The following is a 17354-nucleotide window of genomic DNA, read 5'->3' as shown; positions in this document are numbered from 1 at the left end:
GTTTTTTTAATGGAAAATGTACTTATTTGGCCGAAAGAATACCCGTTGTTAGTCAAAGGACTTATTGAGCAAAACGGTGCCTTTATTTTAGATGCTTTAGATGCATGGCCTGCCTGTCGCTCGACCGAAGAAGACGATGGTGTATGTACTACTGTGCTACCACCCATTTATTATTTAACGTGGTTAACTCCCCTTGAGCCGTTTGAAGAATGCTTTTTTCAACATATTTGTGAATATGATGAAGCTGCCCAAGAATATATAAATGCAGCGAAAAGTTATTACTTTGAAAACGAGTATACACATGAAAGCTTAGTGTTATTACTTTGCCAGCGGCTTGAGAAGTATGCAGCTGTTGCTGCGCAAACGACTATAAAAACCCCTATTACATTACTCTCTCAGTTATTTTCAAAACGCTACTTTACAATTATTGAGCATGCACTTAATGCGGGCAGTAAAATGAGCGCAGAAGATGTGTTAGCGTTATGGAAAGAAGTTGATTTTAGAGAGCGTTTAAGCAGCTTTATTCCGGACTCCATTGATGATGTAAGCGCACTGAGTGATTTAGCTGCGCAAAAGGTGGCTGGCGGAAAAGATTACTTTACCTTGCTGACTCAAGTATCACCAGATGTTGACTCTGTTGTGCTATTAGAGCAAGCACTGTTGGCGCATTTAAGTGTCGATACGGCAAAGCAAACAATGGCAATGCGTTTTATAGAGCAAGGAGCAACAGGCACACTTGCTGATGAAAACGGTAAAACCGCTTTTATGTGGGCGGTTGAAAAAGGCTTTGTTAATTTAGTACAAACTCTTTTAAGTAAACAAGATAAAAAGCAACGAGATACACTTGGTAATAGTGCATTGCACTATGCCGTACTTGCAAAAAATGAACCGTTGATGGTGCTATTATTGAAATCCGGCTATGATTTTCGCGCGCGAAATAGTGATGGATTAAGTTGCTACCGATTAGCTGTTAGCATTAAAGCAACTCAGTTAGTTAAGTGTCTAGAACGTGATTTTGGCATTAAAGAATTATCGCCCGATGGGCAATTTTCGCGAATTAAAAAGGTACATGGCTTACATGCGATAGTGACCTTGTTATTGCCATTACAGCTGTTTTTCTTTTTTGATGATTCGATTTCAATTAAAAGTGAATTGACTCTGTGCTTAACCATGTTAGCGATTGTCTGTTTTTTCTTTGCCATGAGTTTAAAGCGCTGTGCACTTTATCCACACATCAAACACCCTTGGGGGTTGTTTGTATTACGCTGTTTTTCGTTTTTTAGTTTGATAGCACAATTGGGTTTAGCGAGTATTGTTGCACTAGCCACGCTAAGTGAAGTGGTATAACTCACCTGAATAAAAAACGCGCCAATGGGCGCGTTTTTTATTATCTATGATGGGTTAACGATTTTTTCTATCGTATTCTTGCTCGGCTTTCTCTTGCGCTAATTCATCTTTTAATTTACGAATTTTCAGTCCTAATTCTTGACCGCGATGACGTGCATAATAGGTGCAACCAATAAACATCATACTAGCAAATAATAATTCGAGTAACACCCAAAGTAATTGATCTTGTGCTACCCACAGCAATGTAAAGCCGTGAATAAAGTAGAACATAACAATGAAGTTAGCCCATGCGTAGGTATATGGTTTATCTTGAATGATGCCTTTGAGTGGTAATAATAGCGGTAAAATATACACCACAAAGATAAAACCATTACTGTGGCCTTCTCGGGGGGCAATCAAAAACAACCAAAGTGGCATTAGCAGTAATAGGCCAACATAGCCAATAATAGCAATGCGCTGAAAGCGAACCGTGAGGGCTTTTTTCGGCGTTAATTGTGGGTTTAAATCGCTTTGCGATGTCATTGTAGTTTTCTCGTGATTTTAACTAAGCGTTGGCCAACGCTTTGGCAAATTTTAATTTCGTCTTTACTCAATTGAGCGCTATTTTGTGCACCAGCCACATGACTTGCGCCATACGGAGTACCACCGGTTTGTGTTGCAAGTAATTCAGGTACTTCGTAAGGTACACCCATCAGCATCATACCATGGTGTAGCAGTGGTAAAGACAAGTTAAGTAAGGTTGCTTCGTTACCGCCATGCATACTACTTGAAGATGAGAACACACACGCTGGCTTATCGATTAATTGCCCTTTTAACCAAATATCGCTGGTGGTTTCCCAAAATGCTTTCGCTTGTGCGGCCATCATGCCAAACCGAGTTGGGGTGCCAAAGGCTAGACCATCACATTGAATTAAATCCTCTTTGCTGATCACAATATCGTGAGGTGCTCTTTGTTCAAATGTGCGCAGTAATGCAGTGGCGCCTTGGCACTCAATCGATTCTGCAATCTCATGAGCCATGGCCGCAACAGCGCCATGACTTGAGTGATACAAAACAACAATAGTGGTGCTCATTAAAGTACGCTTAATACGTTTTCAGGTGGGCGACCTAACGCGGCTTTATTGTTGTTAACAACAATTGGGCGTTCAATTAACTTAGGGTGAGCTTGCATAGCAGCGATTAAGGCTGTTTCATCATGCTCATTTTTAAGGTCTAGCTCTTTGTAGATATCTTCTTTAGTGCGCATTAATTCGCGTACCGATGAAAATCCTAACTGCTGAACTAAGGTACTGATCTGCTCAGTGCTGAGCGGTGTTTTTAAATATTCGATGATATCTGGTTGAATCGATTTTTGTTCAATTAGGGCCAAAGTTTCACGTGATTTTGAACAACGTGGATTATGAAAAATAGTAACAGACATAGTAACAATCCAATTAGATAAAGTAGGGTTATTTTAGGGCAAGCAGCGCGAGACTTAAAGTCTCGCGAGCTCTTTTTGCATTTGTCGGTATTGAGTTAATAGTGCTTTGAGGCGTTGTTGTTTAATTAGCTCTTGAGGCTCTACAAAGTTGAGTGCTTTTTGAACTTCGTCGGCGGCTTTTAAATAAGCACCGTATTGTGCTAATACTTCGGCATTCGATTCATGGTAAGCGGCCAAGTTTTCTTGTTTTTTGTAAGCGTTGGTGAGTAATTGCAGGCCGAGGTTATGTTCAGGTTTTTCCAGTAAAAATGACTTTAAAATTGAAACTGCAACATCATATTGCTCAGCTTCTATGGCAGCATTGGCGTAGTTTAACGTGATGACTTGATTGTTAGGACGGTTGACATGCAATGCCGCTAAAAACTTTACTGCCTCAGCGGCTTTATTTTGTGCGATTAATAAATCTGTATGCGTATCTATATAAAATAAGTTTTTAGGATCCGCCTTGAAAAGCGGCTCTAGAATAGCCGCGGCTTCATCGAGCTTTTTTTGATCAAGTAAGCTAATACCTAAACCATAATTAAGCGCGGTTTTATTATAAAAACTGTTTTCACGAATGAGCTTTCTAAAAAAGTTCTCCGCAGCTTCCGGTTTTTGGTGGTATCGGGCAATGACACGACTTTTCGCTAAATTAAATTCTAAACTATCAGGAAGTTGACGTTTTTCAAACTGTTGTGCCCGCAGACGAACATCAGACACTCGACTCTCAGGTAATGGGTGAGTCAGTAAGAATGCGGGTGGCTTGTATTTGTAGCGAATTTGCGCCGCAAGCTTTGTTAAAAACTCGCTTGATGCATAGGGATCAAATCCTGCGTTATTGAGTGTCTGCATGCCAATGCGGTCAGCTTCTTGCTCCGCAGAGCGACTGTGAGTTAATTGACTAAATGCACTTTGCGTTTGACTGGCAGAAATAATAGCAATCCCCGCATCTGGTGATACTACGGTGGCTAAAATACCAGCAATCATACCAGCGATTGTCATCGCGCTGTTATCTTGTTGTTGCTGCATGCGACGGGCAAGATGGCGCTGTGTTACGTGCGCAATTTCGTGGCCAAGTACAGAGGCAAATTGGCTTTCGTTATCTGATTGCGCAATTAAACCAGTATGAACACCTACATGACCGCCATAAAATGCAAAAGCATTGATTTCAGGGTTGTTGATCCAAAAAAATGAGAATGGAAAACGCACATCATTAGCACTGGCTACGAGTTTTCGGCCAAGTGTACTGAGGTATTCATCAAGTACCGGATCGCTTACAACAGGGGATGACCCACGAATTTGCATCATCATTACTTTGCCGATAGCTTGCTCTTTTTCAAGCGGCAAGGCTTGCAATGCGGAAGTACCAAGATCGGGTAATGTAAAACTCGATTGTGCCTTTAATGGCTCACTTACCAGCACACTAACTGTTAAAAGTGCACTGAATAATGTAATAAAGGCTGATTTTAGCTGCATTTTATTCCTTGTTATGGTTTTCACCGAGCATCAGCTTGGCAATGTCGATTTCGTCACTGCATGCTCTGCTGTCTCGTTCGCATAATTGATATAACTCTTTGATTGTGACCCCATCTAGCTTTACAACGTTCAATTCTCTTTGTAAAAAACTAATGATTTTATGCACTACCTTGTGTGCATGCAGAATAAGCGCTTTATCTGCTTTATCGCCACGCTCAAAGTAAAAGCCTATAAATTTGTGTAATTGATTAATACGGATCAAGCTTTTCATTGACACTGGATCCCACTCAGTGAACTCCATGAAGCGATTATCTTTTACGTATTTGTCTATTGTAACGTCTTTTGCGTAAGGCAGTGTCCATAATTCAAAACCACGGTCAGTAAACACTTGATGCAACGCAATTCGCGGCTTATTTACGCAGTGAATTTCTCCAGAAGCGTCTTCATGACCTTCTAAGATATCGAGATTCCAATTGCGTTTATCAATAATTTTTTTCACTGCATTATCAAAACCGTGCTCTAATATCCCCTCTGATTCACTGACAGACGATGCAACCAAGTGGTAGAAGGGCGGAAGCTCGCCCCAATTAATTTGTTTTTTATACCAGTTAATTTCTTTAAGAGTTGGATTACTGGGTAGTTGCGCTTTATTATGCGTACCAGACATTAACTTATCCTTACTACAAACTATGCTATAAGGATAAACTATTGCGGTGCGTGTTTTAAGAAAAAGTTATACTTGTTATCAACACCGCTGATATGAGACTTATTATTCATTTTTATAGAGCTGATAATTGGTTATGCTAGAACAAGATTTGCGTGACTTTAAATGCCCGCAGCAATTTATTCAGTTTAAGCTGGCTTTGCGGGAAGCGGTAAAAACCGCGCAAGCTATTAAATTTACTTTCTTGGCGCACCAATCGACCCAAGATATTGAGCGCTTTTTGCAAAAAAATCATTATCCTTACAAATTAGAGCAACAACATGGGTTGTTAATCGTGGAGCTTAATCGTGTTTGAATATGTAAAAACGTGGTACGAAAGGAAGTTCTCAGATCCACATTCTGTTACTTTATTGCTTTTGCTACTCGCTTTAATGGCGATGTTTTATTTCTTTGGTGCGTTTATTGTACCGGTATTAATTGCCTTGGTAATTGCTTATTTACTGGATTGGCCGGTAGCGCATTTAGAGCGATTTGGCTTACACCGATTTACTGCCACAATTATTGTGATGTTAATTTTCTCGGGGCTGATGTTGACCTTAGTGATTGGTATGGGTCCAGTACTTTGGCAGCAAGCAAGTAACTTAGTGCAAGAAACCCCGCATATGATTGAGCAGGGCAAGTCATTTTTATTACGCCTTCCAGAGCAATACCCAAGTTTAATTACCGCGGAGCAAGTGCAGTCAGTGGTGACGAGCGTGGAGAGCAAAGCGATTGAGTTTGGTCAGGTATTGTTATCGATGTCTTTAACGTCATTAAAAGATGTGGTTGCTTGGTTGATCTACCTAATTTTGGTGCCATTGTTAGTATTTTTCATGCTTAAAGATAAGCTCGAATTGGTCACTAGTGCAGAGAAGTTAGTACCTAAACAGCGTCGTTTAATTCTGCAAGTGTGGCATGAAATGAACCAACAGATCATGAATTACATTCGCGGTAAAGTATTTGAAATTTTGATAGTAGGTACCGTTTCGTTTATTGCATTCACTATTTTTGACTTACGCTATGCGGCGTTATTAGGTGTACTCGTTGGTTTATCGGTATTGATACCTTTTGTTGGGGCAGCGCTTGTGACAATCCCTGTTGCTGCGGTGGCACTTTTTCAATTTGGTTTAGAAACGCAATTTTGGACTATCTTAATTATCTACGGTGTTATCCAGGCACTGGACGGTAATGTGCTAGTACCGTTATTGTTTTCAGAAGCGGTTGATTTAAACCCGGTATTTATTATTGTCGCTGTATTGTTTTTTGGCGGTTTATGGGGGTTTTGGGGAGTGTTTTTTGCAATCCCACTGGCTTCCTTAGTTAAAGCATTACTTAATGCTTGGTCAACGAAACATGACGAGCATGCGGGCGAGCAAAACCAGCTTTAGTCGTAAATAGCATAGATAACGCACTTGAGAGACTAATTGATTATTACGCAACCCATTAATTTTATGTAGAATGGGTTATAAGATATATCTTTTAGTAATATGGTGCGTTTTTTAATGTCTGATTTATTATTTCCTACTGACACTGGTTCACAAATTTACCTTGATGCAAACGCAACGACCCCTGTGCTGCCTTGCATAGCTGAGGTTGTATCGCATACGATGCAAATTTGCTTTGGTAATCCTTCTTCTTCTCATATTACCGGTATTCAAGCTAAACATTTACTAGAGCAAACACGCCAAAAAGCGCGTGATGTTATTGGTGCCCAGCAGGGCGATATTTTATTTACTTCAGGGGCTACCGAAGGTATTCAAACCGCGGTGGTTTCTACGCTAATTGCCGCAAAAAATCACACTATTAAAAACCCTGTTTTATTATACGGCGCAACTGAGCACAAAGCGGTACCAAATACTCTAATCCATTGGAATGCGGTATTGGGAATTAACGCCACTGTGCTTGCGATCCCCGTTTCGAGCGAGGGAATTTTAGATTTAGACTTTATTGCCCAACATGCCAGTGATGCCCTGATGATTTGCACTATGGCTGTTAATAATGAAACCGGTGTTTATCAAGATTTAAATGCTATTGAAGCTGTGATCCGCAGCCATAATACTGACGTTGCCTGGATGGTTGATTGTGTACAAGCACTGGGCAAAACGGCATTAGCACTAAGTGATACCAGTATTGATTACGCGCCGTTTTCAGGCCACAAGCTGTATGCACCAAAAGGTATTGGTGTATTGTATATTCGCCAAGGCAGTGCTTACACGCCTTTTATCGCCGGTGGCGGGCAAGAAAGTGGTATGCGCTCAGGTACTGAAAACTTACCGGGTATTGCTGGGCTCAACAAATTGTTTTCTTTATTACTCGATAAAACAAACGACACCTTTAAATCACTTGATGTGTTGCATAGTTACCGTGAGCAATTACAGCTGGCGCTTGTGGATACCTTTGGTAGCTTAACATTTAATCATGCCTTTGAATTGTCAGTGCCTACGACTTTAAATTTCGCGGTTGATGAGTTAAGTAGTAAAGAGGTGATGGATTTATTTGATGCGGCCGGTATTCGTATCAGTGGGGGATCTGCGTGTAGTTCTGGTGCAAACCGCAGTTTTGTACTAGATGCTATGGGCGTGAGTGATTGGCGCAGTGAAAATGCAATTCGCTTGTCATTTGGACCTGCGACGACACAAACTGAAATTACCACGGCTTGTACTCGTATTCGTTCACTTAAAGCGATTTTACAAGCAAACTGTTTAGTGGTGTCTGACTCATCAGTACCGAATCAAGAGGTGTGTGCGTTAGGGCTAACCCAATTTAGACACCAAGGAGCATGCTGTTGGCTTTATGTCAGCGAAGATAAGCAAGCCGTGATCATTGACCCGATCGTAGAGCTTATTCCACGTCTTGAAAAAATAGTGCATACCCAAAATCTAACCGTAGCGGCAATATTAGACACTCATGCTCATCAAGAGCGTTGTGGCGCAACTGTATTATTAGCTCAAGCGCTACAATTTAGTTTTGAGGACGAAAATCAGCTAGGTTGGCCTGTTTCAAAGAGCGTGATTGAATTGCCTGAGTGCATTATTGAGCGGGTAGCAACTGCTGGGCATAGTGAGGATAGCGTTAGTTATTTACTTAGATGCAATGCATCTAAGCAAGTGCGTTTTTGCTTTTGCGGAGATTTGCTTCTACCAGCAGGACTAGGTAATACTGCTATTGATGGCGGCAATGCGTTTGCGATGGCGCACTCATTACGTCAATTATCCCAATGCTTAGATAGTTCTACAGTGATCTGCTCAGGTCACGATTACCAACAATGCTTTGCGATTAACTGGCAAGTACAGCAACAGCAGACACCGTTATTGAAGGCATTGTTAAGTAATGAAATAAGCGATGGCGAATTTGCACAGCAAAAACACCAAAGTGATGAATCAAATCTATCTAAATTTGCAACCTTGTGTGGCTATGCCGATAGTTTACAGCAAAGTACTGCGTACGAACTAAATGCCGCACAGGCAAAAGACATGTTAGCCATAGACGACGTTTATTTAATTGATACACGTGAACCTTATGAACATGGTGCGAATAATATTTCTCAGCAATTTGCAATTAATCCCGCACGCGTAATGAATATACCACTAAGCAGAATGGCTAACGCATTAGTCGATGGGCAATTAAATTCACACGGAAAATATATATTACTCTGTCGTAGTGGCAATCGCTCAAAACAAGCGGCGACTAATTTATCTCAGCTTGGTTTTTCGGATGTGTATAACCTCAGCGGCGGTATGGCATTACTTTAGTTCGGACTTAAAGGTAAGACACAATAAAGGCGCTTGTAAGCGCCTTTATTGTTTTCAATCGTATTGCAAGGTTACTGTTTGGGGCCTGAACTTTCACGGATAACGATTGAAGGTGTAAATGAGGTAATGATGTCTTTATCCTGATTGCGAGCACCACGGGTTTTTGTAAATAGCAATCGTGCTGCGTGTTGAGAAATTACATCATTTGCTTGATGGGCCGTAGTGAGTTTAGGCCATGTTTGGCGTGAGAAGGGCGAATCCTCAAAGCCAGTAATAGATAATTGCTCAGGAATCGCAATCCCCATTAAACGTGACGCAAATAAAGCGCCTGCGGCCATTTCATCATTGCCCCCTAAAATTGCAGTGATCGCCAGTTTGTTGTCATTGGCTAATAATGCTTTTGCGCCTTCAACACCTGACTCAAAAGAGTATTTACCGTCATAAATAAATTCACTGTTAAATTGAGTATTATGATCTGCCAGTGCTGCTTTATATCCTTCCAGACGCTCTGATGTTGATTTATGCTCTTTATCACCACAAATAAAACCTATATTTTCATGGCCATGTGTTAATAAGTGAGTGGTGATCTCGTACGCCGCTTTATAATCGTTTACATAAATACAGGTATCTTGATCATCATCAGTTGGTCGTCCTGAGAGCACTCGCACGTAGTGAATGTTTAATTCATCCAACAAATTAGTGATGCTGCTTTGCTCTGATAACGGCGGAGTAAGCACAAGTCCGGCTAGACGTGAGCGCTTTATCATAGTGATAAAATCTGCTTCCATGTTTGCATCAGTGTATGTACATGGATGGATCACCAATTCATAGCCTTCGTCTTTACAGCGAGATAACACACCATTTTGCATATCAATCACATAATACGCATTGGGGTTGTCATAAACTAAACCGACAGTAAATGATGATGTACCGGCTAGATTACGCGCCGCAAGGTTAGGTTGATAATTCAATTCATTGACAGCTTCCATGACTATATCGTAAGTTTTTTTACGAACAGAGGGTTCTTTATTAATCACCCGAGAAACTGTTTTCATTGAAACTCCTGCGAGTTTCGCTACATCATTTATAGTTACTTTCATAGAGTTACTTTTAGGTTATAGTTTTAGTGTTGTCTTGTGCCTGTGATGAGTCCTCCAGAGTAGACTTAGCAAAGTACTATTCATTAATTCTTCATCAAGACCAGTTAGTGTATCTAATGTTCAGTTAAATTAGCAGTAAAATAATTGAGATAATTTTTATGATACCGGTGTCAAATGAGCAAAAGTGCGTTATTATCTGAACTATAAAATATAAAAGTAGCTTATTGATAGCGTTGTCATTTTAACTTATCGTTAACCTCGTTTGTAGGTTAATACGCTATCAATTCACTTTATTTATATAAAAATAGCTATAAATCAGTTTGTTGCAAGTTTAAGGGGATGTTAAAAAATGAGTTGTCGTTCACAGTTAGCTAGTTGGCAAGCATTACAAAAAAGTGCGAATAAGATGAAGGAAACTCATCTTAAAGATTTATTTGCCAATGACAGCACACGATTCGAGCAATTTTCGACTCAAATCCCTGGTGTTTTATTTGATTATTCAAAACAACTGATTGATAGCAGTGTGCTCGCACAGTTGATTTCTTTAGCACAAGAGTGCGATATCACCGCTTGGCGTGACAAAATGTTTAGCGGTGAAAAAATCAATATCACCGAAGATAGAGCGGTGCTGCATACTGCACTGCGCAATCGCAGTGCCTCATCATTAGTTGTAGATGGCGAGAATGTAAGTTCGGTGGTTAATGCTGAATTGCAAAAGATTAAATTGTTCGTTGAAAAAGTACGCAGCGGGCAATGGTTAGGTTATACCGGTAAAACAGTTAAAGATGTGGTGAGCATTGGTGTTGGTGGCTCGAACTTAGGTCCGCAAATGGCCACGGAAGCACTAAAAAGCTTCGCAGACGATACTCTTAACGTGCATTACGTCTCAAATGTAGATGGTGTACAGATTGCGTCAGTATTAAAAGAAATTGACCCAGAAACGACCTTGTTTGTGATTTCATCAAAAACCTTTACTACATCTGAAACCATGAGCAATGCTAAAACAGCGGTTGCATGGTTTTTAGAGTCAGCCAATGACAACCAAGCGATTGCTAAACACTTTGTTGCAGTGAGCACTAATTTAGAAAAAACAGCAGCGTTTGGTATTGCAGATGAAAACGTATTCACTATGTGGGATTGGGTAGGCGGTCGCTTTTCATTATGGAGTGCGATAGGATTACCAATTGCATTGTACTTAGGCTTTGAAGCGTTTGAGGCTATCCTTGAAGGTGCATTTGAAGTTGATGAACACTTTAAAACTGCTGAATATCAACAGAATATTCCACTGTTGATGGCGTTGCTAAGTGTGTGGAATACCAGCTTTTTAGGTTTCGATTCACAAGCAATCTTACCTTACGATCAAGCATTACACATGTTGCCAGCTTATTTGCAGCAAGGTGAAATGGAAAGTAATGGTAAGCATGTAAACTTTGCGGGTAATAGTGTGCCGTATACCACAGTGCCAATTATCTGGGGTATGACAGGTATTAATGGTCAACACGCCTTTTATCAGTGTTTACATCAAGGTAACGTTGTTGTTCCAGCTGATTTTATTGCGTCAATTAAACCGCAAGTTAATGTTGGTGGGCATCATGATATTTTATTATCGAACTTCTTTGCGCAAACTGAAGCGATGATGATGGGTGTCGATGCACAGCAAGTACGTGCTGATTTAACTGCTAAAGGTAAATCTGAAGCTGAAATTGCAGAATTGTTGAACCATAAAATTCATCAGGGTAATCGTCCAACGACATCAATGCTGTTAGATACGGTTGATGCAAAAACAGTGGGTCGCTTAATTGCCTTGTATGAACATAAAATTTTCTGCCAAGGTATCATCTTAGAGATCTGTTCATTTGATCAATGGGGTGTAGAACTTGGTAAAGGCTTAGCGTCAAAAATTGAAGCTGAGTTATTGGATGACAGTGTAACTCATCCGCATGATAGCTCGACAAATGGCTTAATGAGCTATTATAAACAACGTCGCGAACAGTAAAAAATTCGCACAGTACAATCAAGTGTGCTGTGCAACCAAATACCTTTGAACGGGTAGCGCTGGAGTTCTTAGGGCCTGTATATTTGTGAGAGGATATACAGAGCCCCTAAGACTCATTTAATTACCAGTTTAATATGAGTACAGCTGGATCAATATTCAGCAATAAAAACAAGCGAATTCAACAGGCTTTTTCTCGAGCACGATGCCAAAAAGCTGACATCATCTAAACAATAAGAATGTATGCCTGTACTATCAATAGCAGATAGTCGACAACCGGGCATAGCAAACGTAGAGAGTAAATTATGCTAAATCCTTTTGATATTGTAATTTTTGGGGGCGGTGGTGATCTTGCATTACGCAAATTATTACCTGCAATGTATCGCGCATATCAAGAAGGCAACCTTCCACAAGGTTCACGTATTTTACCGACGGTTCGTGAAGAAAGTAAACGTGCGGAATACGTAGAAACAGCTCACCAAGCATTAAAAGAGTTTTTAAGTAAAGGTGAGTTTAACGCTAAAGATTGGAAAGCATTTTCAGCGTGTTTAGTACCAGTAGTCACTAACGTTACCGAAGCTGATGATGATTGGGATAAATTAAAAACTATCCTTGATGAGCACGATACAGATAAATCGCGCGTGTTTTATTTATCACTGCCACCTGCTGTTTATGGCAGTTGCTGTGAAATACTATCAACGAAAGGTTTGATCACCCCTACATCACGTGTCGTTGTAGAAAAACCCATTGGTTATTGTGGTAGTTCGGCTGAAGAGATCAATGCAAAAATCGCTGAATACTTTAGCGAAGAGCAAATTTTCCGTATCGATCATTACCTAGGTAAAGAAACGGTGCAAAACTTAATGGCACTGCGTTTTTCAAATTCATTATTTGAAAATATGTGGGATGCTAAGTCAATTGATAATATCCAAATTAGCTTATCGGAAACCGTTGGCCTTGAAAGCCGTGCTGGTTTTTACGATAAAGCCGGTGCTTTACGTGACATGGTGCAAAACCATTTATTGCAATTATTATGCTTAGTAGCGATGGAATCGCCAAATAAGCTTAATGCAAACAGCATACGCACTGAAAAGTTAAAAGTATTAGAATCATTACGTCCGCTGGTTGCAACAGATGTTGATGAAAATATCATTCGCGGTCAATATGTCCCTGGCGATTTAGCGGGTAAAATAGTACCTGGTTATTTAGAGGAGTTAAACGAAGGTTCAAGTAAAACAGAAACCTTTGTAGCTATTCGTGCGCATATTGATAACTGGCGTTGGGCGGGTGTGCCATTTTACCTGCGCACAGGTAAACGCATGGCAAAACGCTGCGCTGAAATTGTGGTTGAATACAAAAAAGTATCTCACAACGTCTACGATGATAACGTTGGTAAAATTGAACCAAATCGCTTAGTTATTCGTCTGCAACCAGAAGAGACAATTCAATTAACTTTAATGTCTAAACGCCTAGATAATCTTGAGATGCAGTTAGAGCCAGTGACAATGAATATTGAGCTTTCACAAGCTTATAGTAATGGTTTTCACTCAGACGCGTATAAGCGTTTAATGCTTGATGCAGCGGCAAATAATCCATCATTGTTTATTCACCGTGATGAAGTACGTCAAGCATGGAAATGGATTGACCCAATTATTGAACGTTGGCAAGAAAAAGGTAAACCTGCTTTATACCGTGCTGGTAGCTGGGGACCTGATGACGCTGACGAATTGCTAGCTGAAAATAATCATGTTTGGTTTAACACGGGCGATAAGGCATAAACATGGCAACTATAGTAGAAAAATTTTTTGATTCTAAAGATGCATTAACGGCAGAATTATCAGCGACGCTTGAACAAAGTTTAGTCAGCGGCATTGAGGCTGATGGACGTGCTGTACTTATGGTATCTGGCGGTTCATCGCCAGCGCCAGCTTATAAACATTTGTCTAACCTCGCATTAGATTGGGCTAAAATCGATGTTGCAATGGTTGACGAACGTTGGGTTGATGCTGAACATGAAAAAAGCAATGAAGCGTTTATTAAAAGCACATTACTACAAAATCATGGTGCAGCTGCGAACTTCATAACCATGAAAAATAGTGCAGCAACGGCCGAGCAGGGTAGTGCAGAATGTGAAGCCGCTTTTCAACAATTAAAGCGCCCATTTGATGTGACTATTTTAGGCATGGGGCCTGATGGCCATACTGCTTCATTATTTCCTCACGCAAATGGTCTTGAGTTTGGATTAACAACTTCAGATTTAGTGTGTGCAATTAATGCGATTGAAAGCGATGTAACAGGTAGTATCACAGAGCGTATGACTTTAACCTTAGCTGCAATTGCGCAATCTAAAGTTGTAAAGTTGTTGATCAGTGGTGAAGAAAAACTTGCTGTTTATAAAGCAGCAAAAGCAGGTGGTGATGTAAACGATATGCCACTACGTGCAGTATTAAATCATCCAACAATAAATATTGAAGTGTATTGGGCACCTTAATTATTTAATTGCTCAAAACAGCAAAATGCAGGCTATAAGCCTGCATTTTTGATTGCGTCAAAATAGTCTAATTCCATAGCATAAGTTGCATACGTTTGTTTATGTGAAAAACGGCAGCCATATATCAATCGACTTAAATATTTAACCATCTAGAGCTTGTCATCATAGACTTACTCGATAGTTAGTCAGGATAAATAGAATACACATGAAATAAAGGTAGACATAAGTAGCATGCTAAGGGATCCCCAGAAATAATCATTAAGTTTCAATTACATCACTCACATCCATATTTTTCCAATCGAGTTTCACTACCACCTGTACGAAATAGGCTAGCCCTTCCAAATAATCTCGCCGTCGCAGTTTTATGGACTGTTTTTTGAAGTATCGCAGCCCAACAAATGCCCATGACACTACTCGTCTTTTTTTGGTTGAATTAGCTTGAAAAGCGCCTGTCTTTCCTGCTTTGTCTATCACTGCCCCCAGCATCATTGAGAACCAATGAACCAGAGTTGCGAGCAGTAAAAGTATGTCTAATCGATTGAGTTTGTTCGTTCTGTGCAGATCTGAGCCTAAGCCGAATCTAACACTTTTTTGATCTCGAAACCCTGCCTCTATCTGCATTCTCATACCATATAGCTTGAGCACTTTTTCGAGAAAATGGTGCCTTTTTGGAAGTGAAGAAACGAGTAGCCAAGGCTCTTTATAACCGCGTTCTTTATCTCTTTTTAATAACTTATGTCCCTTGCCAACCAACACTGCATGCGTTTGATATTTTGCACTTTTGGTCAGCTCGGTCGCGCCAAGATACCGGCTCTTACGTTGATTGTTCTTGAATAGTGACTGGCATGGAATAAACTCATCGCTGTCCTGCGTTTTCAAGTGTGCCGTACCTCGAACCCGGCTGATATAATGCCAGCTATTGTTCCGCACGGCTTTGAGCCAGGGAACTTTAAAGCCCGCATCCGTCACAATGACGGGGCGGCAATCACTCGGCAAGATCAGTTTGAGCATCTTTAAGAACCGTTTTTGTACTTTTGGGCAATGATATTGAAAGCTGAATGCACTTTCCTGGTATAAGGTCAAAGAGCGACCTTCACTGACAATGCTAGCCACGGCTAGCGCATTTTAATCCCAGATTCTAACAGGGTTGAGCGATAATCATCGTCTAGCCCTGCCATTTTCTTTTTTCTCGCCATACTGGCTGTTTTAGTTGTATCTTGTTTAAATAACGCCATGGCTATTTTTCTCATTACGTTAAAAACAAGGGGTCCTTGCTTCTTACGGATTCTTGATTCATCTTCCCTAAAGTTCATATCCAACATCCAATGCATACTTTCAACCTGCCAGTGGCTTCGTACCGCATTAAGTGCTTGCTCCGCACCTAACGCTAACGAACTAATATACCAACGCGTTTCTATCGTGTCTGTACCTGATGATTTATCGTGAACCTCAGCGGTTACTTGAATAACACTCTTTAAGCCAGACCATTGGTAGATTTTATCTAACCAGCTTTTATCAATAAGCAATTGCTGACAAACCCTTGTTTCAATGCGCCCATGCCCTGAGCTTATTTCGGTATGTTTATCATAGTTGCTATTGGTCAATCCTTCGCGCTCACTCTTGTGCCACCAAGCTTCTAATTCACTCTGCATACCTGAATGGTTACCTTTGAGCGCTAGGATATAATCAGCTTTTTGTTTAATTATTTGTTTCGCTATTTCTTGCTGGCAGCCCATAGCATCAAGTGTAATGATGCTATTTTCAATATCTAGCATGGTGAGTAACTCAGGTATGGCTGTGATTTCATTTGTTTTGCTATCAACGGCTGTTTGCCCTAAAACTAACTGGTGTTGGCAGCTCCATGCACTGACGGTATGTAAAGCACTTTTTCTATCTTTGGTTGTAAATGAACGACGTGCAGTTTTTCCATCCATAGCAATAATATCAGCACCCGTGGTTTCAATAAGTGAAGATATCCAAGATTGAAATGCATGCTCTATTTCATCTGATTTTAACCGACAAATGACACGGGCTATGGTGTCGTGTCTTGGAATACCCGCGTTGAAAGCGCCATATCTTTTTAACCAATCAAGTTTTAGATGCCCAAAGTCTTCAATATCCTCCCATCCTTGTGCACCGGAGATTACTGCACTAATGGCTAAAAGGAGAATATCGATAAGCTCATGCTTTTTACAGCGTTCAATGCGAGGATCGGTAATTGAATTAAAGTGTTTCAGAAAAGTAGCGCTCATATTTTACGTGACCAAGGTGATTATTATGCCTTGATCTGATCACTACATATTCTATAAGTTCAATTTATAATGATCTTGCCGTGATGCTAGCACGCAGAATACAGTATTTGGTTTGTGTATCTGCATGACTCCAATCAACCAATATGACGGGATGCTTTTCAGTGACCACAAAACGGCTTAAGCGAACATAAACCGATGTCGACTCACGCAAAAGCTCGTGGTTATTGAGTAGTCGATCAATACGCTTAATATCATGTTTTTCAGTTGTTTTTGAATCCAAATTGCGACCAATAGATGTCAAGGTGCATTGCTGACAGTGCAAAAGAGATTTAACGGCAGCGACTAGAGTATTAAATCTGGCTTTATGAATAGAGTTAGGGGTGACAGCGCGGAGCATATTGTGCAAAATAGTAGACGCATTCATGGTGTTTAGTTCTGTTGTTTTTAAGCGATTCATAAGATCACAAAACACCATGAATGTTCCCTCACTACCCATATTTTTTAACACTATTAGTTCATTGATATATAAAGGCTAATTTTGGGGATACTTTAGGTGAGTTAGGTTTGCTTGTCGAGCAAAACTTCAAGTTTGATTTAGGTGATGGTGATAAAAAACAAATCTCAGGTTTATTTTCTGTGGATCGTGACTTATTAAATACATTAAGTGATGAAGAATTACTTGAATTACAGAAAAGTGGAATGCTTGAGGCTATTTATTCTCAGTTAATTTCTTTAGGTCAATTTCAGCGACTTATCGACAAATCTAGAATAGGATAAATGC

General features: G+C 40.3%; 17 protein-coding genes. 8 read left to right on the top strand and 9 right to left on the bottom strand.

Annotation, left to right across the window (positions count from 1 at the left end; all coding sequences use genetic code 11):
* Positions 1-9: 9 nt before the first annotated feature.
* Positions 10-1347 (top strand): ankyrin repeat domain-containing protein, encoded by a 1338-nt coding sequence (locus NDQ71_RS04875; RefSeq protein ID WP_301562361.1) that lies wholly within the window; start codon positions 10-12, stop codon positions 1345-1347.
* Positions 1348-1401: 54 nt separating this feature from the next.
* Here the strand turns inward: NDQ71_RS04875 and NDQ71_RS04870 are convergent, their stop codons facing one another.
* The 5 genes from NDQ71_RS04870 to NDQ71_RS04850 are packed head-to-tail and all read right to left on the bottom strand — an operon-like array spanning position 1402 to position 4949.
* On the bottom strand, positions 1402-1869 hold the full coding sequence (locus tag NDQ71_RS04870; RefSeq protein ID WP_064667474.1) for a DUF2069 domain-containing protein: 468 nt from the start codon (positions 1867-1869) through the stop codon (positions 1402-1404).
* Positions 1866-2420: an NAD(P)H:quinone oxidoreductase gene (wrbA, locus tag NDQ71_RS04865; protein WP_283710510.1), complete on the bottom strand. Its 555-nt coding sequence runs from the start codon at positions 2418-2420 to the stop codon at positions 1866-1868. The genes NDQ71_RS04870 and wrbA overlap by 4 nt, the downstream gene beginning before the upstream one ends.
* A complete protein-coding gene (arsC, locus tag NDQ71_RS04860; protein ID WP_192540788.1) occupies positions 2420-2767 on the bottom strand; it encodes an arsenate reductase (glutaredoxin) in 348 nt (115 codons plus the stop codon). Before arsC ends, wrbA begins: the two co-directional genes overlap by 1 nt.
* A gap of 54 nt (positions 2768-2821) precedes the next feature.
* Positions 2822-4282: a M48 family metalloprotease gene (locus tag NDQ71_RS04855; RefSeq protein WP_301562360.1), complete on the bottom strand. Its 1461-nt coding sequence runs from the start codon at positions 4280-4282 to the stop codon at positions 2822-2824.
* A 1-nt stretch (position 4283) separates the two neighbouring features.
* On the bottom strand, positions 4284-4949 hold the full coding sequence (locus tag NDQ71_RS04850) for a hypothetical protein (protein ID WP_192540790.1): 666 nt from the start codon (positions 4947-4949) through the stop codon (positions 4284-4286).
* Positions 4950-5082: 133 nt separating this feature from the next.
* Here NDQ71_RS04850 and NDQ71_RS04845 point away from each other — a divergent pair, with 133 nt between their 5' ends.
* The 3 genes from NDQ71_RS04845 to NDQ71_RS04835 all read left to right on the top strand — a co-directional run bounded on the left by NDQ71_RS04845 (position 5083) and on the right by NDQ71_RS04835 (position 8737).
* A complete protein-coding gene (locus NDQ71_RS04845) occupies positions 5083-5301 on the top strand; it encodes a sulfurtransferase TusA family protein (protein ID WP_192540791.1) in 219 nt (72 codons plus the stop codon).
* A complete protein-coding gene (locus NDQ71_RS04840) occupies positions 5294-6373 on the top strand; it encodes an AI-2E family transporter (protein WP_301562359.1) in 1080 nt (359 codons plus the stop codon). The genes NDQ71_RS04845 and NDQ71_RS04840 overlap by 8 nt, the downstream gene beginning before the upstream one ends.
* A 114-nt stretch (positions 6374-6487) precedes the next feature.
* On the top strand, positions 6488-8737 hold the full coding sequence (locus NDQ71_RS04835; RefSeq protein WP_283710514.1) for an aminotransferase class V-fold PLP-dependent enzyme: 2250 nt from the start codon (positions 6488-6490) through the stop codon (positions 8735-8737).
* Positions 8738-8808: 71 nt separating this feature from the next.
* Here NDQ71_RS04835 and NDQ71_RS04830 read toward each other — a convergent pair whose 3' ends face one another.
* On the bottom strand, positions 8809-9837 hold the full coding sequence (locus NDQ71_RS04830; protein WP_301562358.1) for a LacI family DNA-binding transcriptional regulator: 1029 nt from the start codon (positions 9835-9837) through the stop codon (positions 8809-8811).
* Between the two features lie 349 nt (positions 9838-10186).
* Here NDQ71_RS04830 and pgi point away from each other — a divergent pair, with 349 nt between their 5' ends.
* The 3 genes from pgi to pgl all read left to right on the top strand — a co-directional run bounded on the left by pgi (position 10187) and on the right by pgl (position 14321).
* Positions 10187-11833 (top strand): glucose-6-phosphate isomerase, encoded by a 1647-nt coding sequence (gene pgi, locus NDQ71_RS04825; protein ID WP_301562357.1) that lies wholly within the window; start codon positions 10187-10189, stop codon positions 11831-11833.
* 302 nt (positions 11834-12135) lie between these two features.
* A complete protein-coding gene (gene zwf, locus NDQ71_RS04820) occupies positions 12136-13608 on the top strand; it encodes a glucose-6-phosphate dehydrogenase (RefSeq protein WP_192540796.1) in 1473 nt (490 codons plus the stop codon).
* A gap of 2 nt (positions 13609-13610) precedes the next feature.
* Entirely contained in the window at positions 13611-14321 is a 711-nt protein-coding gene (pgl, locus tag NDQ71_RS04815) for a 6-phosphogluconolactonase (RefSeq protein ID WP_192540797.1), read from the top strand.
* A 258-nt stretch (positions 14322-14579) separates the two neighbouring features.
* Here pgl and NDQ71_RS04810 read toward each other — a convergent pair whose 3' ends face one another.
* From NDQ71_RS04810 to NDQ71_RS04800, 3 genes are all read right to left on the bottom strand, one after another.
* A complete protein-coding gene (locus NDQ71_RS04810; protein ID WP_301562356.1) occupies positions 14580-15434 on the bottom strand; it encodes an IS4 family transposase in 855 nt (284 codons plus the stop codon).
* A gap of 2 nt (positions 15435-15436) precedes the next feature.
* Positions 15437-16573: an ISAs1 family transposase gene (locus NDQ71_RS04805; RefSeq protein ID WP_024602346.1), complete on the bottom strand. Its 1137-nt coding sequence runs from the start codon at positions 16571-16573 to the stop codon at positions 15437-15439.
* Positions 16574-16637: 64 nt separating this feature from the next.
* Positions 16638-17069, bottom strand: a complete 432-nt coding sequence (locus NDQ71_RS04800; RefSeq protein ID WP_301562355.1) for a hypothetical protein — start codon at positions 17067-17069, stop codon at positions 16638-16640.
* A gap of 29 nt (positions 17070-17098) precedes the next feature.
* Between NDQ71_RS04800 and NDQ71_RS04795 the strand changes: the two genes are divergently transcribed.
* Positions 17099-17350 carry a SapC family protein gene (locus NDQ71_RS04795; RefSeq protein WP_301562653.1) on the top strand — a complete coding sequence of 84 codons (252 nt, stop codon included), beginning with the start codon at positions 17099-17101 and terminating at the stop codon, positions 17348-17350.
* The last annotated feature ends 4 nt before the right edge of the window (positions 17351-17354 follow it).

It is taken from the genome of Pseudoalteromonas sp. KG3, from assembly GCF_030436385.1.
Lineage (GTDB): Bacteria > Pseudomonadota > Gammaproteobacteria > Enterobacterales > Alteromonadaceae > Pseudoalteromonas > Pseudoalteromonas prydzensis.
This window is presented reverse-complemented; position numbering and strand designations above follow the sequence as displayed.

Coding starts and splice junctions, on each gene's coding strand:
- NDQ71_RS04875 (WP_301562361.1), top strand. CDS start 10: ATGGAAAATGTACTTATTTGGCCGAAAGAATACCCGTTGTTAGTCAAA.
- NDQ71_RS04870 (WP_064667474.1), bottom strand. CDS start 1,869: ATGACATCGCAAAGCGATTTAAACCCACAATTAACGCCGAAAAAAGCC.
- wrbA (WP_283710510.1), bottom strand. CDS start 2,420: ATGAGCACCACTATTGTTGTTTTGTATCACTCAAGTCATGGCGCTGTT.
- arsC (WP_192540788.1), bottom strand. CDS start 2,767: ATGTCTGTTACTATTTTTCATAATCCACGTTGTTCAAAATCACGTGAA.
- NDQ71_RS04855 (WP_301562360.1), bottom strand. CDS start 4,282: ATGCAGCTAAAATCAGCCTTTATTACATTATTCAGTGCACTTTTAACA.
- NDQ71_RS04850 (WP_192540790.1), bottom strand. CDS start 4,949: ATGTCTGGTACGCATAATAAAGCGCAACTACCCAGTAATCCAACTCTT.
- NDQ71_RS04845 (WP_192540791.1), top strand. CDS start 5,083: ATGCTAGAACAAGATTTGCGTGACTTTAAATGCCCGCAGCAATTTATT.
- NDQ71_RS04835 (WP_283710514.1), top strand. CDS start 6,488: ATGTCTGATTTATTATTTCCTACTGACACTGGTTCACAAATTTACCTT.
- NDQ71_RS04830 (WP_301562358.1), bottom strand. CDS start 9,837: ATGAAAGTAACTATAAATGATGTAGCGAAACTCGCAGGAGTTTCAATG.
- pgi (WP_301562357.1), top strand. CDS start 10,187: ATGAGTTGTCGTTCACAGTTAGCTAGTTGGCAAGCATTACAAAAAAGT.
- zwf (WP_192540796.1), top strand. CDS start 12,136: ATGCTAAATCCTTTTGATATTGTAATTTTTGGGGGCGGTGGTGATCTT.
- pgl (WP_192540797.1), top strand. CDS start 13,611: ATGGCAACTATAGTAGAAAAATTTTTTGATTCTAAAGATGCATTAACG.
- NDQ71_RS04805 (WP_024602346.1), bottom strand. CDS start 16,573: ATGAGCGCTACTTTTCTGAAACACTTTAATTCAATTACCGATCCTCGC.
- NDQ71_RS04800 (WP_301562355.1), bottom strand. CDS start 17,069: ATGGGTAGTGAGGGAACATTCATGGTGTTTTGTGATCTTATGAATCGC.